The organism is Phytobacter ursingii, assembly GCF_001022135.1.
Classification (GTDB): Bacteria; Pseudomonadota; Gammaproteobacteria; order Enterobacterales; family Enterobacteriaceae; genus Phytobacter; species Phytobacter ursingii.
In genome coordinates this window covers 206,872-220,372 of the sequence record NZ_CP011601.1, presented here as the reverse complement: position 1 = coordinate 220,372, position 13,501 = coordinate 206,872, and the positions used below count along the sequence as shown (strand labels likewise).

Sequence of the window (13,501 nt, the reverse complement as noted above, 5' to 3'; positions counted from 1 at the left end):
CATTTTTATGCGACTTTTTGGTTACGCTCGGGTCTCAACCAGTCAGCAGTCTCTTGATCTTCAGGTCAGAGCACTCAAAGACGCAGGTGTGAAAGCAAACCGTATATTTACCGATAAGGCATCCGGCAGTTCAACAGACCGGGAAGGGCTGGATTTGCTGAGGATGAAGGTGGAGGAAGGTGATGTCATTCTGGTTAAGAAGCTCGACCGTCTTGGCCGCGACACTGCCGATATGATCCAACTGATAAAGGAATTTGACGCTCAGGGCGTGGCAGTCCGGTTCATTGATGACGGGATCAGTACCGACGGTGATATGGGGCAAATGGTGGTCACCATCCTGTCGGCTGTGGCACAGGCTGAACGCCGGAGGATCCTAGAACGCACGAATGAGGGCCGACAGGAAGCAAAGCTGAAAGGAATCAAATTTGGCCGCAGGCGTACCGTGGACAGGAACGTCGTGCTGACGCTTCATCAGAAGGGCACTGGTGCAACGGAAATTGCTCATCAGCTCAGTATTGCCCGCTCCACGGTTTATAAAATTCTTGAAGACGAAAGGGCCTCGTGATACGCCTATTTTTATAGGTTAATGTCATGATAATAATGGTTTCTTAGACGTCAGGTGGCACTTTTCGGGGAAATGTGCGCGGAACCCCTATTTGTTTATTTTTCTAAATACATTCAAATATGTATCCGCTCATGAGACAATAACCCTGGTAAATGCTTCAATAATATTGAAAAAGGAAGAGTATGAGTATTCAACATTTTCGTGTCGCCCTTATTCCCTTTTTTGCGGCATTTTGCCTTCCTGTTTTTGCTCACCCAGAAACGCTGGTGAAAGTAAAAGATGCTGAAGATCAGTTGGGTGCACGAGTGGGTTACATCGAACTGGATCTCAACAGCGGTAAGATCCTTGAGAGTTTTCGCCCCGAAGAACGTTTTCCAATGATGAGCACTTTTAAAGTTCTGCTATGTGGTGCGGTATTATCCCGTGTTGACGCCGGGCAAGAGCAACTCGGTCGCCGCATACACTATTCTCAGAATGACTTGGTTGAGTACTCACCAGTCACAGAAAAGCATCTTACGGATGGCATGACAGTAAGAGAATTATGCAGTGCTGCCATAACCATGAGTGATAACACTGCTGCCAACTTACTTCTGACAACGATCGGAGGACCGAAGGAGCTAACCGCTTTTTTGCACAACATGGGGGATCATGTAACTCGCCTTGATCGTTGGGAACCGGAGCTGAATGAAGCCATACCAAACGACGAGCGTGACACCACGATGCCTGCAGCAATGGCAACAACGTTGCGCAAACTATTAACTGGCGAACTACTTACTCTAGCTTCCCGGCAACAATTAATAGACTGGATGGAGGCGGATAAAGTTGCAGGACCACTTCTGCGCTCGGCCCTTCCGGCTGGCTGGTTTATTGCTGATAAATCTGGAGCCGGTGAGCGTGGGTCTCGCGGTATCATTGCAGCACTGGGGCCAGATGGTAAGCCCTCCCGTATCGTAGTTATCTACACGACGGGGAGTCAGGCAACTATGGATGAACGAAATAGACAGATCGCTGAGATAGGTGCCTCACTGATTAAGCATTGGTAACTGTCAGACCAAGTTTACTCATATATACTTTAGATTGATTTAAAACTTCATTTTTAATTTAAAAGGATCTAGGTGAAGATCCTTTTTGATAATCTCATGACCAAAATCCCTTAACGTGAGTTTTCGTTCCACTGAGCGTCAGACCCCTAATAAGCCAGCCTTTCTTGGGATGATTGATGATGTTGAACACGCTATAAAGCGAAAATGCCCCTTTTTAACCTATAGGTTGGGCACTATGAGTAAGATACAATCAAATCGCCAGTCAGATGGCTAATTTCATTTTGACCAAAGCGGGCTATTTCAAGCGTTATCGCTGAGACGAGGCTTCAATGACAAGTACACTTGACCCATCACACAAGCAAATTGAAATGTGGCGCAGAGCTACCGGTTCCGAAGGTGGACTCAACGAATACCGCAACTGGGTTCTGGAAAATAGTATGAGATTTACAGCATACGGTATCCATACCGTTATCGTCGAAGGTGAGGCGAAGCATATAACAGCGCTTGATGATGTTACCCTCTGTAACGAGTGGGCGAAGCTTAAAAGAGAAAACAATAGGCTTTACGCAGCAAATGAAAAAATTTGCTCTGGCTGGCGTGGTTTTGTGTTGCGTTTGTTAGGAATAACACTGTCATGCAGAAAACCGGTCATCTTACTGGGGGCAGACGCGAAGAATCAAAATGATGCCGTGAAAGGGGCTGATTTGTAATTTTCAGGCGAGCCCACCGTTCTTAGAAAGCTGTTCTATGGGTATGTAAGGAAGATAATGTTCTCTGAACGCTCAGTACACTTAATCACTTCCTGTACAAAGGGCAAGAATCATCAGGGCCACGTCTGGCCGACATTGGACATAGATCCAAAACAAACCCCGGACGACGCAGCATATGCCTGGAGTAACATTGTAGACGACGCCAGAAGTAATCAGGCGGTACCGGCATTGTCCTTGTATTCAGGTAATCACTGGTCTACGGCAAAGGAAATTTTAAACTCAACCAGAAATCTGGAGTTGTGGATAATCTCTGCCGGGATGGGGTTTTTAAATAGTCGAGATCGGGTGCCCTCTTACGAGGCGACATTTCATCAAGTACCATTCAGGCATGATCTCTGGTGGAAAGCCATCACAAAATCACTAGGAAAGCATAACCGTTGCGCAACTATAAGCCAGTTAATGCAGTCCAGTCCGAATGATGAATATTTGATTGCGGCTTCGCCTGTTTATATTGCTGCTGTCCAGAATGACATCCTGAAGGGCATTGAGAGTTTGACTCATCCTCTTACGCAACTAACGATCGTGACATCAGGGGCATATGCTGGCCCACTTGAAGAATACTTAATTAAGAGTTCTTCTAGGATGATGAAAGAGCTAGAGTGCAATATGGTGTGCCTGAATATAAAACTGGCTCAATACATACTTAAAAGTGGTAGTCGTTAGAACTAGACTGTTAATGATACAATTCTCCTGTTATTTTATTTTTATAAAAGGTCTCAAATATGCTCAAAAACAGATTTTCTTTATTGTGTCTTGCTGTGGCATCGTCACTTACTCTTACTGCTTGCGATGTAGTTGATGCTGCCTATGACGAGACTTTAAATGATAATGCACCCGAAATTGTAATAGCTGGAGGATTCAAAATTGATATCCAAGGTAATGCAGTTCCGGTTGAGGGATATGATAATTGCTCTTTGAATACTCTTCAGGGAAGCGTTGATACGGATAAATCAAATTGTATTGTTCTGGATAGAACACGTAAAAAAGTACCGGTTCTAGTTCATTTGTGGCTTTGTTGAATAAATCAGATTTCGGGTAAGTCTCCCCCGTAGCGGGTTGTGTTTTCAGGCAATACGCACGCTTTCAGGCATACCTGCTTTCGTCATTTTGTTCAGCGCTCGTACCAGGGCCATAGCCTCCGCAACCTGACCATCGTAGTCACGCAGCGTCAGTGAACCCCCGAACAGCTGTTTTACCCGGTACATCGCCGTTTCCGCTATCGAGCGACGGTTGTAATCTGTTGTCCATTTCCACCGCGCATTACTCCCGGTCATTCGCTGATTAGCCACTGCACGGTTACGGTCTGCATATTCACCGGGCCAGTAACCCGCGCCTTTTCGGGGCGGGATAAGCGCGCTGATTTTCTTACGCCGCAGTTCATCGTGACAGAGCCGGGTGTCGTAAGCGCCGTCTGCCGATGCTGCCCTGATTTTTCTGTGAGTCTGCCGGATAAGACCCGGGAAGGCTTCTGAGTCCGTCACATTGTTCAGCGACAGGTCTGCACAGATGATTTCATGTGTTTTACTGTCAACGGCGAGATGCAGCTTACGCCAGATACGGCGGCGTTCCTGGCCATGCTTTTTGACTTTCCACTCGCCTTCACCGAAGACCTTCAGCCCGGTGGAATCAATCACCAGATGCGCGATTTCACCCCGGGTGGGCGTTTTGAAACTGACATTAACCGACTTTGCCCGCCTGCTGACACAGCTGTAATCCGGGCAGCGTAGCGGAACGTTCATCAGAGAAAAAATGGAATCAATAAAGCCCTGCGCAGCGCGCAGGGTCAGCCTGAACACGCGTTTAATGACCAGCACAGTCGTGATGGCAAGGTCAGAATAGCGCTGAGGTCTGCCTCGTGAAGAAGGTGTTGCTGACTCATACCAGGCCTGAATAGCTTCATCATCCAGCCAGAAAGTTATGGAGCCACGGTTGATGAGGGCTTTATTGTAGGTGGGCCAGTTGGTGATTTTGAACTTTTGCTTTGCCACGGAACGGTCTGCGTTGTCGGGAAGATACGTGATCTGATCCTTCAACTCAGCAAAAGTTCGATTTATTCAACAAAGCCTTCATTTGTCATCCGGTCCCGTCAAAGAAGAATGGAAGATCGAGCACCAGGTTGAAAAACCAAATCCGGCAAAAATTTCATCCAAACTCGTATGATTAGACCTGACGGTAACTTTGTAGTGCCTGCATCCTCAGAACGAGGGATCTTTAGTGGCAAACATTACAGTCAAGCCAGCTAAGTCAAGTCTATCCGTTCAAACAGAAAAAGGTTTCTTAAAAATGACGTTATCCGCTGCATTGCAAGGCACTTTTAAAGAGATGAGGAAAGACAATACAGTAGGCATCACAGTTCAAACTTGTTCAGATATTTTTGACAGCAATGTTCCTCCGGCTTATGTTTTCTGGCTTTATCGTCTCAAAGCGGGAGAAACTTTGCCGCGCGGAAGGTTCTTCAGAAAAAGAAAGCCAATCATCAATGTTATGGCAGTTGTTCATGATGCTGCATTCGAAAAATAACTGCGCTATCAGGAAAGTTACTTTTATGAACGTAATTGCAGCTGGAATTTTTTGCTTTATTTTTTACCCTACAGCTTTCGCTTATGCTTGTTATAAAAAGAGATGGCTAGAGTGGATTTTTCTTACTTTAATTATAATTTTTGCTTCTGCCATTTCGATTCAACAATACAATGAAGCGAATTTTGTAAGTGAGTTAAATTACCCTATGTTTATCTCCGCCATATATGGCCTGTCACTGGCATGGTTTCCTTTTCCGATTGCTTATGTTGTTCTGCGCTTCCTTCTTGATGATTTACAGCATGAGTACCCTAAACAGTGAGCAGATTTTAAGACTCATGAACAACATCGAAAGCACGAAACAGTCTGCACAAGGAAGATAAGGAGTATTCTTAGCAAGATATCTTTGTACCTGAAGACATAAAGCTGGCATCTTTTTCCTTATAGAGTGTATTATGATTAAGTAAATCCTTATCAAAGAATTAGAAAGTGAGGTCGTATGTCTGAAGCACTCAAATCGTTAAACAATATTCGTACTCTTCGCGCCCAGGGCCGCGAGCTGCCTTTAGAAGTACTTGAGGAAATCCTCGAAAAGCTTAATGTCATTGTTGATGAGCGTCGTCAGGAAGAATCATCCAAAGCTGCCGAACTGCAAGCTCGTCAGGAGAAACTTGACGCCCTGCGTAAGTTAATGGAAGAAGATGGTATCAACCCGGAAGAGCTGCTTGGCTCATTCCAGGCCAAATCTACGGCTACCAAGAAAAGCCGTGAACCACGCCCGGCCAAATACTCATTTACTGATGAAAATGGCGAAACAAAAACGTGGACTGGACAGGGCCGTACCCCCAAAGCTCTGGCAGAACAAATTGCAGCCGGTAAAAGTCTTGATGATTTCCTGATCTAACTTTTGCCACCAGTTTTGATAGAGGCCACTTCGGTGGCCTTTTCTCATACGGAATCAATTTCAGGTACAGAACATATGAAAAATTCAGAACCTAAGAGCTGTGATCCCTATGTGGACAGTTTGATTAGAAATGCAGATGCAAAGGAAGCCAGGTCATTTCTCAAAATATTGAAGCCCTTACCATTCCTTATCGTTATCATCGCTGTATTCTTTTTTTGGGTATCGTTTTCCCGTTTATTATCCCAGGTCGCGTAAAACCTTTTTAAAGACTCTTCTTTACCAGATATGCTCCCTCACCGGGATGGTTTCAACCTCTTCAGTTTCCCATATTGGCAAAACCTTCAGGAAATAAGACGATACCCTCCACGCTTTCCATTAAAGCGGGATGACGACGCCCAGTTCTTACGACCAGACTCCACGTTTTCGATTAGGATGCCTTTGGGCCCTTCTAACGAGGCCACCTCAACAACTCGCACTTTCCGGATCAGTCTTGGATCCACTTCTTCCCAGATCTGGCCAACTGTAATATCTTTTTGGGTTTGCATTTAATCTCTCGCTGTCATTTAGTGAACAAGACTAATCCTCGCCGTGGTTCAGCTTATGGCTTTATTTACGCTGACGATCCTTAGCCTTAAATTTTTGCCATCGTATCCGAAGGTTTTCGATGTTAACCGGAACCTGCATGCGTGTCGTCTCTATCTCATTCCCATGCCATTTCAGGAGATCATCATCCAACTCCCGGGCCTCCCGGCTGAAGTAAATTTTCATAGTGTCAGGGTTTATGGCGCAATGGTCATTGTCGAACAGTGTATGGATATCACGGCGAAGTAAAATTCCGTTCGTTACGTCGGGAATGCCTTCTTCATGACGTGGCGTTAAGTGCGCGGCCTCAGTACGCCAGGGGGACCTTACGCCGGTGACAACACATCGCCCGTAGCAATTCAACCTAACATCCCGGGCGAAAGGACCTTGGTCAGGACTGGTGACAGAAGTACATTCCTGGCCCTCTTTGTAGATACGCTTCGGGAAGTCGATAGTGGTTTGAGCTGTTTGGGAAAGTGACACATACGTAACCCCTTTGTATCTCTTTATCCCACCATTAAAAGTGGTAGGAATCGAGCTGGTTATGGCCACCAGTTTCACATCGCCCATTTCGACGATCTTAAGGCTCTTATTAGCGGCTACATGTAACTGGATGAATTTACCTACGTACACATCATGGTTCTCATCTTGTCTTTCAACACACAGAACGACATGGTCGAAGGTTCTCTTGTCAGAGATTACCCAGTTGCCGGTTTTCACACGGCCTGCTTCACTCACCCCTGCGGTAAGATCGGGTATGAGCGTCCCCTGCATGCCGTCAGTTCGAATTGAAAGAATTTCACCCGATAAACCCAGCTCTGCAAGCTCACTAATAAACGGTCTTTTCATCCGGCTTACCGGTTTTGGCTTCGTCATTTTCATCTTTGCTGTAACACCTCAGTACCCCATTGCTCGTTCCTGGCGGGACAGCCGTTCATCAGCAGCCTGAAGACGCTCATCACGCCGCCGTGCTGCCAGAACCCGTCGTTCTGAAAAAGACATAGCCGCTACGTTTGGTACGCTGAGCTTACCGTCACCGGCACAAACGTCACAGCGAACATCAAATGCTCCGGCAAAATACTTTTCACGCATTTCTGGCTCCCACTCAGCCATTTCTGATTGGGTGAATCCATTTTCAAAGGCCGGGTTTTCCATGGTCCCGTGGCCTTCGCACTGGTGACAGATTATGTACTTAAATTTGCGCATGTAACGCTCCTGTATATGATGGATGAACCACTCTCGTTCAGGGTTATGGCGAAATGTTTATCGCCGCAGCGAGAGATTCAGTCTTGCTATCAATATTCCTGAAGGTTGTCCGCCTGATTTCAGGGAAAGCATTCATTCACTGGCCGGTTCTACCTTATTATTCATACAGATTAAAGTAGTTGTGCCTACTACTGCGGTCACCTTCCTTGACAAAGTAAGCAAAGTTTGAAAAATTTAACACCGACGAAAGGCCATACCTTCGTTAGTGTGCGAAAGCCGCTTGCGAGCGACGGAATAGGTGAAAGCTTTAGTCAGGGTTAATTACCCTGTCTGCGGTGATGGGATGGCTCAGGCGTATATCATCACTCCTTCCAAAGTCCGTACACACTCTTTCAGCCTTTGCAGAAATGCAGGGGCTGTTTCATATCAGACAAGCGCAATGAAATTTTCAAATGCTTTCCAGAAATTCAAAGGCCTTAAGCTTTATCTGTATCTTACGGTCCCCGCACGGAAAGTAACTTTCCTGAACAGGAACCGCCTTGCCAGCCTTAACTTTCTAAACGGTTAAAGTTACACCAGGCTGTAAATGGTGAAACAGTTTTTGAAGCCCATGAAACACCGCTGTCGGAAAGATAACTAGCCCCAAGACGTCTAACTTCTTTTTGATGTAGAGCTAATTCTTTCGGATCGGCAATATCTTCCACCACGCTCATCATGGCAATCTGAACTCCGGGAGATGCCATTTTATAAGCTGTCGAGCTTGCAACTGAATTTTTCAGGATTGCCAATCTTTCTTTTTCTGGTCGCCCGTTGTCAGACGTATTCGCGTACGTTGTACCCGCAACTAACAATGGAAGACTGGCGTTGGCACAGAACTGCATAACGCGTTTTTGCTGGAGCTGTAATTCAGTGGCTGCAAATGCTTTACTGCATCCGAGGATCCCGATAATCATCACTAATGCTGTTTTATACATAAAATTGAAACCGTCCTTATTGAACTTTAAATGTTGCGGTTAACACTGTGTGGAGATGTATGGACTGGATAATACCCACATGCCTGCGCCTGCCAGTATACCGGCTCAGGTATTAAACCTAAGAGATCTGGTGCACCGGATTTTACCTTTTCATTTCGGTTTTATCTTGAGCCTGGCTCTTGAGTTTAAATTTAAAGGTATGGCGCATGCAGGTTTCACTGACGGGTTTTCACACATCCCGGCTGTAACCCATCATTGTTCATGAGCCAGGCCCTGGTATCCTGCCCAGCGTACGGCCAGCCGCTCTAAGTCCAGATCGTACACCAGCGGTGTGATTTTACGGCCTTCAAACAGCTCGCCCAGCTCAATGCCTGGCTTAAAATGAACGGTCAGGGTGGCCGGATCTATGCCCATAAGATCGGCATCAAACAGAGCATGCATTGTTGGAGTCATCAGGATGCCATTAGACGGATTGTACCGGGTTCCATGTTCAATGTGTGCCGCATCCAGGACACCGCCATTAACCCAACCGGTTACCGCACAACGGCCCGCGAAATTCTCGATGAGCAGAGCTTTAAATTTACCCTGTGCCACGCCACTACGTTGCGTCACTACGCGCTCGCAGTGCTCACCCTGGATATCTAGGGGTCGTCTCAGAATTCGGAAAATAAAGCACGCTAAGGCGTAGTCACCCCGTGACTCCCCCGCGCCGATGCAGCGAGCTTCGTTCCGTCTTGCAGTGACGCAATCAGCGGGCAGGAAACGTTCCCTTTCCGCGCATGGCAGGCGCACACCAGTTCAGACAGCACGGCCTCCATGCGTGCCAAGTCGGCCATCTTCTCGCGCACATCCTTGAGCTTGTGCTCGGCCAGGCCGCTGGCTTCCTCGCAATGGGTGCCATCCTCCAGCCGCAGTAGCTCGGCGATTTCGTCCAGGCTAAAGCCCAGCCGCTGGGCCGATTTCACGAACCGCACTCGTGTTACATCCGCCTCGCCATAGCGGCGAATGCTGCCATAGGGCTTGTCTGGCTCCGGCAGCAGGCCCTTGCGCTGGTAGAACCGGATGGTCTCCACATTGACCCCGGCCGCCTTGGCAAAAACGCCAATGGTCAGATTCTCAAAATTAATTTGCATATCGCTTGACTCCGTACATAACTACGGAAGTAAGCTTAAGCTATCCAAACCAAATTTGAAAGGACAAGCGTATGTCTGAACCACAAAAGTCTGAACCACAAAACGGGCGCGGCGCGCTCTTCGCCGGTGGGCTGGCCGCCATTCTTGCGTCGGCCTGCTGCCTGGGGCCGCTGGTTTTGATCGCCTTGGGGTTCAGCGGGGCATGGATCGGCAACCTGACGGTGCTGGAACCCTATCGCCCGATCTTCATCGGCGCAGCGCTGGTCGCGCTGTTTTTCGCCTGGCGGCGCATCTACCGCCCGGCGCAAGCCTGCAAACCGGGTGAGGTCTGCGCGATTCCCCAAGTGCGAGCTACTTACAAGCTCATTTTCTGGATCGTGGCCGCGCTGGTCCTGGTCTCGCTCGGATTTCCCTACGTCATGCCATTTTTCTATTAATCACAGGAGTTCATCATGAAAAAACTGTTTGCCGCCCTCGCCCTCGCTGCCGTTGTTGCCCCCGTGTGGGCCGCCACCCAGACCGTCACGCTGTCCGTGCCTGGCATGACCTGCGCCTCTTGCCCGATCACTGTCAAGCACGCGCTTTCCAAGGTTGAGGGCGTGAGCAAGACCGACGTAAGTTTCGACAAGCGCCAGGCCGTCGTCACCTTCGACGATGCCAAGACCAACGTCCAGAAGTTGACCAAGGCGACCGAGGACGCGGGCTATCCGTCCAGCCTCAAACGCTGATCCGTTAACCGAACTCGGGAGCGACACATGGGACTCATCACGCGCATCGCTGGCAAAACCGGCGCGCTCGGCAGCGTCGTTTCCGCGATGGGCTGCGCCGCCTGTTTTCCTGCCATCGCCAGCTTTGGCGCGGCCATCGGACTGGGCTTCTTGAGCCAGTACGAGGGGCTATTCATTGGCATCCTGCTGCCGATGTTCGCCGGCATCGCGTTACTCGCCAATGCTATCGCTTGGCTCAATCATCGACAGTGGCGACGCACGGCGCTCGGCACGATAGGCCCGATCTTGGTGCTGGCAGCGGTGTTTTTAATGCGGGCTTACGGCTGGCAGAGCGGTGGACTGCTCTATGTCGGCCTGGCCTTGATGGTTGGGGTGTCGGTCTGGGATTTCATCTCGCCAGCACATCGCCGCTGCGGGCCGGACAGCTGTGAATTGCCAGAACAACGTGGCTGACGGCAACAGCCGTAGCCACCACAGAAAAGGAAAAATACATGACCACCCTGAAAATCACCGGGATGACCTGCGACTCGTGCGCGGCTCACGTCAAGGAAGCCTTGGAGAAAGTGCCCGGCGTGCAATCGGCGCTGGTGTCCTATCCGAAGGGCACAGCGCAACTCGCCATTGAGGCGGGCACGTCATCGGATGCGCTGACTACCGCCGTGGCCGGACTGGGCTACGAGGCAACGCTTGCCGATGCGCCACCGACGGACAACCGCGCCGGCCTGCTCGACAAGATGCGCGGCTGGATAGGGGCCGCTGATAAGCCCAGTGGCAACGAACGCCCGTTGCAGGTCGTCGTCATTGGTAGCGGTGGAGCCGCGATGGCGGCAGCACTGAAGGCCGTCGAGCAAGGCGCGCAGGTCACGCTGATTGAGCGCGGCACCATCGGCGGCACCTGCGTCAACGTCGGTTGTGTGCCGTCCAAGATCATGATCCGCGCCGCCCACATCGCCCATCTGCGCCGGGAAAGCCCATTCGACGGCGGCATGCCACCCACACCGCCGACGATCTTGCGCGAGCGGCTGCTGGCCCAGCAGCAGGCCCGTGTCGAAGAACTCCGTCATGCCAAGTACGAAGGCATCCTGGACGGCAATTCAGCCATCACCGTTCTGCACGGTGAAGCGCGTTTCAAGGACGACCAGAGCCTTATCGTTAGTTTGAACGAGGGTGGCGAGCGCGTCGTGATGTTCGACCGCTGCCTGGTCGCCACGGGTGCCAGCCCGGCGGTCCCGCCGATTCCGGGCTTGAAAGAGTCACCCTACTGGACTTCCACCGAGGCCCTGGCGAGCGACACCATTCCCGAACGCCTTGCCGTAATCGGCTCGTCGGTGGTGGCGCTGGAGCTGGCGCAAGCCTTTGCCCGGCTGGGCAGCAAGGTCACGGCCCTGGCGCGCAATACCTTGTTCTTCCGTGAAGACCCGGCCATCGGCGAGGCGGTGACAGCCGCTTTCCGTGCCGAGGGCATCGAGGTGCTGGAGCACACGCAAGCCAGCCAGGTCGCCCATATGGACGGTGAATTCGTGCTGACCACCACGCACGGTGAATTGCGCGCCGACAAGCTGCTGGTCGCCACCGGCCGGACACCGAACACGCGCAGCCTGGCATTGGAAGCGGCGGGGGTAGCCGTCAATGCGCAGGGGGCCATCGTCATCGACAAGGGCATGCGCACCAGTAGCCCGAACATCTACGCGGCCGGCGACTGCACCGACCAGCCGCAGTTCGTCTATGTGGCGGCAGCGGCCGGCACTCGTGCGGCGATCAACATGACTGGCGGCGATGCGGCCCTGGACCTGACCGCAATGCCGGCCGTGGTGTTCACCGACCCGCAGGTCGCCACCGTGGGCTACAGCGAGGCGGAAGCACATCACGACGGGATCGAGACCGACAGTCGCCTGCTAACACTGGATAACGTGCCGCGTGCGCTTGCCAACTTCGACACACGCGGCTTCATCAAGCTGGTCATCGAGGAAGGTAGCGGACGGCTCATCGGCGTGCAAGCGGTGGCCCCGGAAGCGGGTGAACTGATCCAGACGGCGGTGCTCGCCATTCGCAACCGTATGACCGTGCAGGAACTGGCCGACCAATTGTTCCCCTACCTGACCATGGTCGAAGGGCTGAAGCTCGCGGCGCAGACCTTCAGCAAGGACGTGAAGCAGCTTTCGTGCTGCGCCGGATGAGGAAAAGGAGGTGTTCAATGAGCGCCTACACAGTGTCCCGGCTGGCCCTTGATGCCGGGGTGAGCGTGCATATCGTGCGCGACTACCTGCTGCGCGGATTGCTACGGCCGGTCGCGTACACCACGGGCGGCTACGGCTTGTTCGATGACACCGCGTTGCAACGGCTGCGCTTTGTACGGGCTGCCTTCGAAGCGGGTATCGGCCTGGACGCACTGGCGCGGCTGTGCCGGGCGCTGGATGCTGCGGACGGTGACGGTGCGTCTGCGCAGCTTGCCGTGTTGCGGCAACTCGTCGAGCGTCGGCGCGAGGCCCTGGCCAGCCTCGAAATGCAACTGGCCGCCATGCCAACCGAACCGGCACAGCACGCGGAGAGTCTGCCATGAACAGCCCAGAGCACTTGCCGTCTGAGACGCACAAACCGATCACCGGCTACTTGTGGGGCGCGCTGGCCGTGCTCACCTGTCCCTGCCATTTGCCGATTCTCGCCATTGTGCTAGCCGGCACGACGGCCGGCGCGTTCATCGGGGAGCACTGGGGTATTGCAGCCCTCACGCTGACCGGCTTGTTTGTCCTGTCTGTGACGCGGCTGCTGCGGGCCTTCAAGGGAAGATCATGACCGCTTCCCAGCCAGCCGAGAGTGGGCAGCTTTGAGCTTCGCTACCAATCTGGAGGAGTACCACCATGAACGCAAACGCCCCGAACACTGCCAGTTGCACCACCTGCTGCGTATGCTGCAAAGAAATTCCGCTCGATGCCGCCTTCACCCCGGAAGGCGCGGAATACGTCGAACATTTCTGCGGGCTGGATTGCTATGAACGCTTCCAGGCACGCGCCAAGGCCGCGACAGAATCTGACATTGCGCCTGTCCCTGGCGGTTCGCAGCCGTCAGATTGAGGCATAGC

Annotated in this window: 21 protein-coding genes and 1 pseudogene; 16 read left to right on the top strand and 6 right to left on the bottom strand. The window is 51.4% G+C overall.

The annotated features are described in order from the left end of the window. The first annotated feature begins 7 nt into the window (after window positions 1–7). The 5 genes from AB182_RS03050 (at window position 8) to AB182_RS30090 (ending at window position 3,397) form a co-directional block, all read left to right on the top strand. A complete protein-coding gene (locus tag AB182_RS03050) occupies window positions 8–565 on the top strand; it encodes a recombinase family protein (RefSeq protein ID WP_001235713.1) in 558 nt (185 codons plus the stop codon). Between the two features lie 182 nt (window positions 566–747). Further along, window positions 748–1,608 (top strand): broad-spectrum class A beta-lactamase TEM-1, encoded by an 861-nt coding sequence (locus tag AB182_RS03045; RefSeq protein ID WP_000027057.1) that lies wholly within the window; start codon window positions 748–750, stop codon window positions 1,606–1,608. Between the two features lie 329 nt (window positions 1,609–1,937). Continuing rightward, on the top strand, window positions 1,938–2,318 hold the full coding sequence (locus AB182_RS03040) for a hypothetical protein (RefSeq protein WP_001371925.1): 381 nt from the start codon (window positions 1,938–1,940) through the stop codon (window positions 2,316–2,318). A 57-nt stretch (window positions 2,319–2,375) separates the two neighbouring features. Then, on the top strand, window positions 2,376–3,041 hold the full coding sequence (locus tag AB182_RS03035) for a hypothetical protein (RefSeq protein ID WP_000490638.1): 666 nt from the start codon (window positions 2,376–2,378) through the stop codon (window positions 3,039–3,041). 59 nt (window positions 3,042–3,100) lie between these two features. Beyond that, a complete protein-coding gene (locus AB182_RS30090; protein ID WP_223883552.1) occupies window positions 3,101–3,397 on the top strand; it encodes a hypothetical protein in 297 nt (98 codons plus the stop codon). Between the two features lie 45 nt (window positions 3,398–3,442). Here AB182_RS30090 and AB182_RS03030 read toward each other — a convergent pair whose 3' ends face one another. Continuing rightward, window positions 3,443–4,411: an IS5-like element IS903B family transposase gene (locus tag AB182_RS03030; RefSeq protein ID WP_013815099.1), complete on the bottom strand. Its 969-nt coding sequence runs from the start codon at window positions 4,409–4,411 to the stop codon at window positions 3,443–3,445. A gap of 181 nt (window positions 4,412–4,592) precedes the next feature. Here AB182_RS03030 and AB182_RS03025 point away from each other — a divergent pair, with 181 nt between their 5' ends. The 3 genes from AB182_RS03025 (at window position 4,593) to AB182_RS03015 (ending at window position 5,799) form a co-directional block, all read left to right on the top strand. Beyond that, window positions 4,593–4,898 carry a hypothetical protein gene (locus tag AB182_RS03025; protein WP_223152485.1) on the top strand — a complete coding sequence of 102 codons (306 nt, stop codon included), beginning with the start codon at window positions 4,593–4,595 and terminating at the stop codon, window positions 4,896–4,898. A 25-nt stretch (window positions 4,899–4,923) separates the two neighbouring features. Further along, window positions 4,924–5,217, top strand: a complete 294-nt coding sequence (locus AB182_RS03020; RefSeq protein ID WP_001100635.1) for a hypothetical protein — start codon at window positions 4,924–4,926, stop codon at window positions 5,215–5,217. 177 nt (window positions 5,218–5,394) lie between these two features. Further along, complete coding sequence (locus AB182_RS03015; RefSeq protein WP_001287391.1) at window positions 5,395–5,799, top strand: H-NS family histone-like protein; 405 nt, start codon at window positions 5,395–5,397, stop codon at window positions 5,797–5,799. A gap of 606 nt (window positions 5,800–6,405) precedes the next feature. Here AB182_RS03015 and AB182_RS03005 read toward each other — a convergent pair. The 4 genes from AB182_RS03005 to AB182_RS32890 all read right to left on the bottom strand — a co-directional run bounded on the left by AB182_RS03005 (window position 6,406) and on the right by AB182_RS32890 (window position 9,014). Then, complete coding sequence (locus tag AB182_RS03005; protein WP_000784387.1) at window positions 6,406–7,263, bottom strand: HNH endonuclease signature motif containing protein; 858 nt, start codon at window positions 7,261–7,263, stop codon at window positions 6,406–6,408. Between the two features lie 15 nt (window positions 7,264–7,278). Next, window positions 7,279–7,587 (bottom strand): hypothetical protein, encoded by a 309-nt coding sequence (locus tag AB182_RS03000; RefSeq protein WP_001224686.1) that lies wholly within the window; start codon window positions 7,585–7,587, stop codon window positions 7,279–7,281. Between the two features lie 548 nt (window positions 7,588–8,135). Next, on the bottom strand, window positions 8,136–8,561 hold the full coding sequence (locus AB182_RS02995) for a hypothetical protein (protein WP_000278471.1): 426 nt from the start codon (window positions 8,559–8,561) through the stop codon (window positions 8,136–8,138). A gap of 252 nt (window positions 8,562–8,813) precedes the next feature. After that, window positions 8,814–9,014 (bottom strand): hypothetical protein, encoded by a 201-nt coding sequence (locus AB182_RS32890; protein ID WP_065945227.1) that lies wholly within the window; start codon window positions 9,012–9,014, stop codon window positions 8,814–8,816. 33 nt (window positions 9,015–9,047) lie between these two features. On the opposite strand from AB182_RS32890, the gene AB182_RS32885 reads away from it, so the two are divergent. Continuing rightward, window positions 9,048–9,206, top strand: a complete 159-nt coding sequence (locus tag AB182_RS32885) for a hypothetical protein (protein WP_223230173.1) — start codon at window positions 9,048–9,050, stop codon at window positions 9,204–9,206. A gap of 32 nt (window positions 9,207–9,238) precedes the next feature. On the opposite strand, the gene merR is transcribed toward AB182_RS32885, so the two are convergent. Beyond that, on the bottom strand, window positions 9,239–9,694 hold the full coding sequence (gene merR / locus AB182_RS02985) for an Hg(II)-responsive transcriptional regulator (protein WP_001166628.1): 456 nt from the start codon (window positions 9,692–9,694) through the stop codon (window positions 9,239–9,241). 71 nt (window positions 9,695–9,765) lie between these two features. Between merR and merT the strand changes: the two genes are divergently transcribed. From merT to AB182_RS02950, 7 genes and pseudogenes are all read left to right on the top strand, one after another. Continuing rightward, entirely contained in the window at window positions 9,766–10,131 is a 366-nt protein-coding gene (merT, locus tag AB182_RS02980; RefSeq protein ID WP_001294656.1) for a mercuric ion transporter MerT, read from the top strand. A gap of 15 nt (window positions 10,132–10,146) precedes the next feature. Further along, entirely contained in the window at window positions 10,147–10,422 is a 276-nt protein-coding gene (gene merP / locus AB182_RS31725) for a mercury resistance system periplasmic binding protein MerP (protein ID WP_000732275.1), read from the top strand. A 27-nt stretch (window positions 10,423–10,449) separates the two neighbouring features. Next, window positions 10,450–10,875 carry an organomercurial transporter MerC gene (gene merC, locus AB182_RS31720; RefSeq protein ID WP_000522996.1) on the top strand — a complete coding sequence of 142 codons (426 nt, stop codon included), beginning with the start codon at window positions 10,450–10,452 and terminating at the stop codon, window positions 10,873–10,875. A gap of 38 nt (window positions 10,876–10,913) precedes the next feature. Beyond that, on the top strand, window positions 10,914–12,599 hold the full coding sequence (merA, locus tag AB182_RS02965; protein WP_000209296.1) for a mercury(II) reductase: 1,686 nt from the start codon (window positions 10,914–10,916) through the stop codon (window positions 12,597–12,599). A gap of 17 nt (window positions 12,600–12,616) precedes the next feature. Beyond that, entirely contained in the window at window positions 12,617–12,982 is a 366-nt protein-coding gene (merD, locus tag AB182_RS02960; RefSeq protein WP_001277466.1) for a mercury resistance co-regulator MerD, read from the top strand. Beyond that, on the top strand, window positions 12,979–13,215 hold the full coding sequence (gene merE, locus AB182_RS02955; protein WP_001087807.1) for a broad-spectrum mercury transporter MerE: 237 nt from the start codon (window positions 12,979–12,981) through the stop codon (window positions 13,213–13,215). The genes merD and merE overlap by 4 nt, the downstream gene beginning before the upstream one ends. A 50-nt stretch (window positions 13,216–13,265) precedes the next feature. Further along, a pseudogene (locus tag AB182_RS02950) lies at window positions 13,266–13,493 on the top strand (DUF3330 domain-containing protein); the annotation flags it as partial. Window positions 13,494–13,501 lie beyond the last annotated feature (8 nt).

Excerpts from the sequence above, each read along its gene's own strand:
- merE (WP_001087807.1), top strand. The coding sequence starts at position 12,979 with ATGAACAGCCCAGAGCACTTGCCGTCTGAGACGCACAAACCGATCACC.
- merT (WP_001294656.1), top strand. The coding sequence starts at position 9,766 with ATGTCTGAACCACAAAAGTCTGAACCACAAAACGGGCGCGGCGCGCTC.
- merR (WP_001166628.1), bottom strand. The coding sequence starts at position 9,694 with ATGCAAATTAATTTTGAGAATCTGACCATTGGCGTTTTTGCCAAGGCG.
- merD (WP_001277466.1), top strand. The coding sequence starts at position 12,617 with ATGAGCGCCTACACAGTGTCCCGGCTGGCCCTTGATGCCGGGGTGAGC.
- AB182_RS32885 (WP_223230173.1), top strand. The coding sequence starts at position 9,048 with ATGTTCAATGTGTGCCGCATCCAGGACACCGCCATTAACCCAACCGGT.
- AB182_RS30090 (WP_223883552.1), top strand. The coding sequence starts at position 3,101 with ATGCTCAAAAACAGATTTTCTTTATTGTGTCTTGCTGTGGCATCGTCA.
- AB182_RS03015 (WP_001287391.1), top strand. The coding sequence starts at position 5,395 with ATGTCTGAAGCACTCAAATCGTTAAACAATATTCGTACTCTTCGCGCC.
- merA (WP_000209296.1), top strand. The coding sequence starts at position 10,914 with ATGACCACCCTGAAAATCACCGGGATGACCTGCGACTCGTGCGCGGCT.
- AB182_RS03045 (WP_000027057.1), top strand. The coding sequence starts at position 748 with ATGAGTATTCAACATTTTCGTGTCGCCCTTATTCCCTTTTTTGCGGCA.
- AB182_RS32890 (WP_065945227.1), bottom strand. The coding sequence starts at position 9,014 with ATGACTCCAACAATGCATGCTCTGTTTGATGCCGATCTTATGGGCATA.
- merP (WP_000732275.1), top strand. The coding sequence starts at position 10,147 with ATGAAAAAACTGTTTGCCGCCCTCGCCCTCGCTGCCGTTGTTGCCCCC.
- merC (WP_000522996.1), top strand. The coding sequence starts at position 10,450 with ATGGGACTCATCACGCGCATCGCTGGCAAAACCGGCGCGCTCGGCAGC.
- AB182_RS03005 (WP_000784387.1), bottom strand. The coding sequence starts at position 7,263 with ATGAAAATGACGAAGCCAAAACCGGTAAGCCGGATGAAAAGACCGTTT.
- AB182_RS03020 (WP_001100635.1), top strand. The coding sequence starts at position 4,924 with ATGAACGTAATTGCAGCTGGAATTTTTTGCTTTATTTTTTACCCTACA.
- AB182_RS03040 (WP_001371925.1), top strand. The coding sequence starts at position 1,938 with ATGACAAGTACACTTGACCCATCACACAAGCAAATTGAAATGTGGCGC.
- AB182_RS02995 (WP_000278471.1), bottom strand. The coding sequence starts at position 8,561 with ATGTATAAAACAGCATTAGTGATGATTATCGGGATCCTCGGATGCAGT.
- AB182_RS03050 (WP_001235713.1), top strand. The coding sequence starts at position 8 with ATGCGACTTTTTGGTTACGCTCGGGTCTCAACCAGTCAGCAGTCTCTT.
- AB182_RS03035 (WP_000490638.1), top strand. The coding sequence starts at position 2,376 with ATGTTCTCTGAACGCTCAGTACACTTAATCACTTCCTGTACAAAGGGC.
- AB182_RS03000 (WP_001224686.1), bottom strand. The coding sequence starts at position 7,587 with ATGCGCAAATTTAAGTACATAATCTGTCACCAGTGCGAAGGCCACGGG.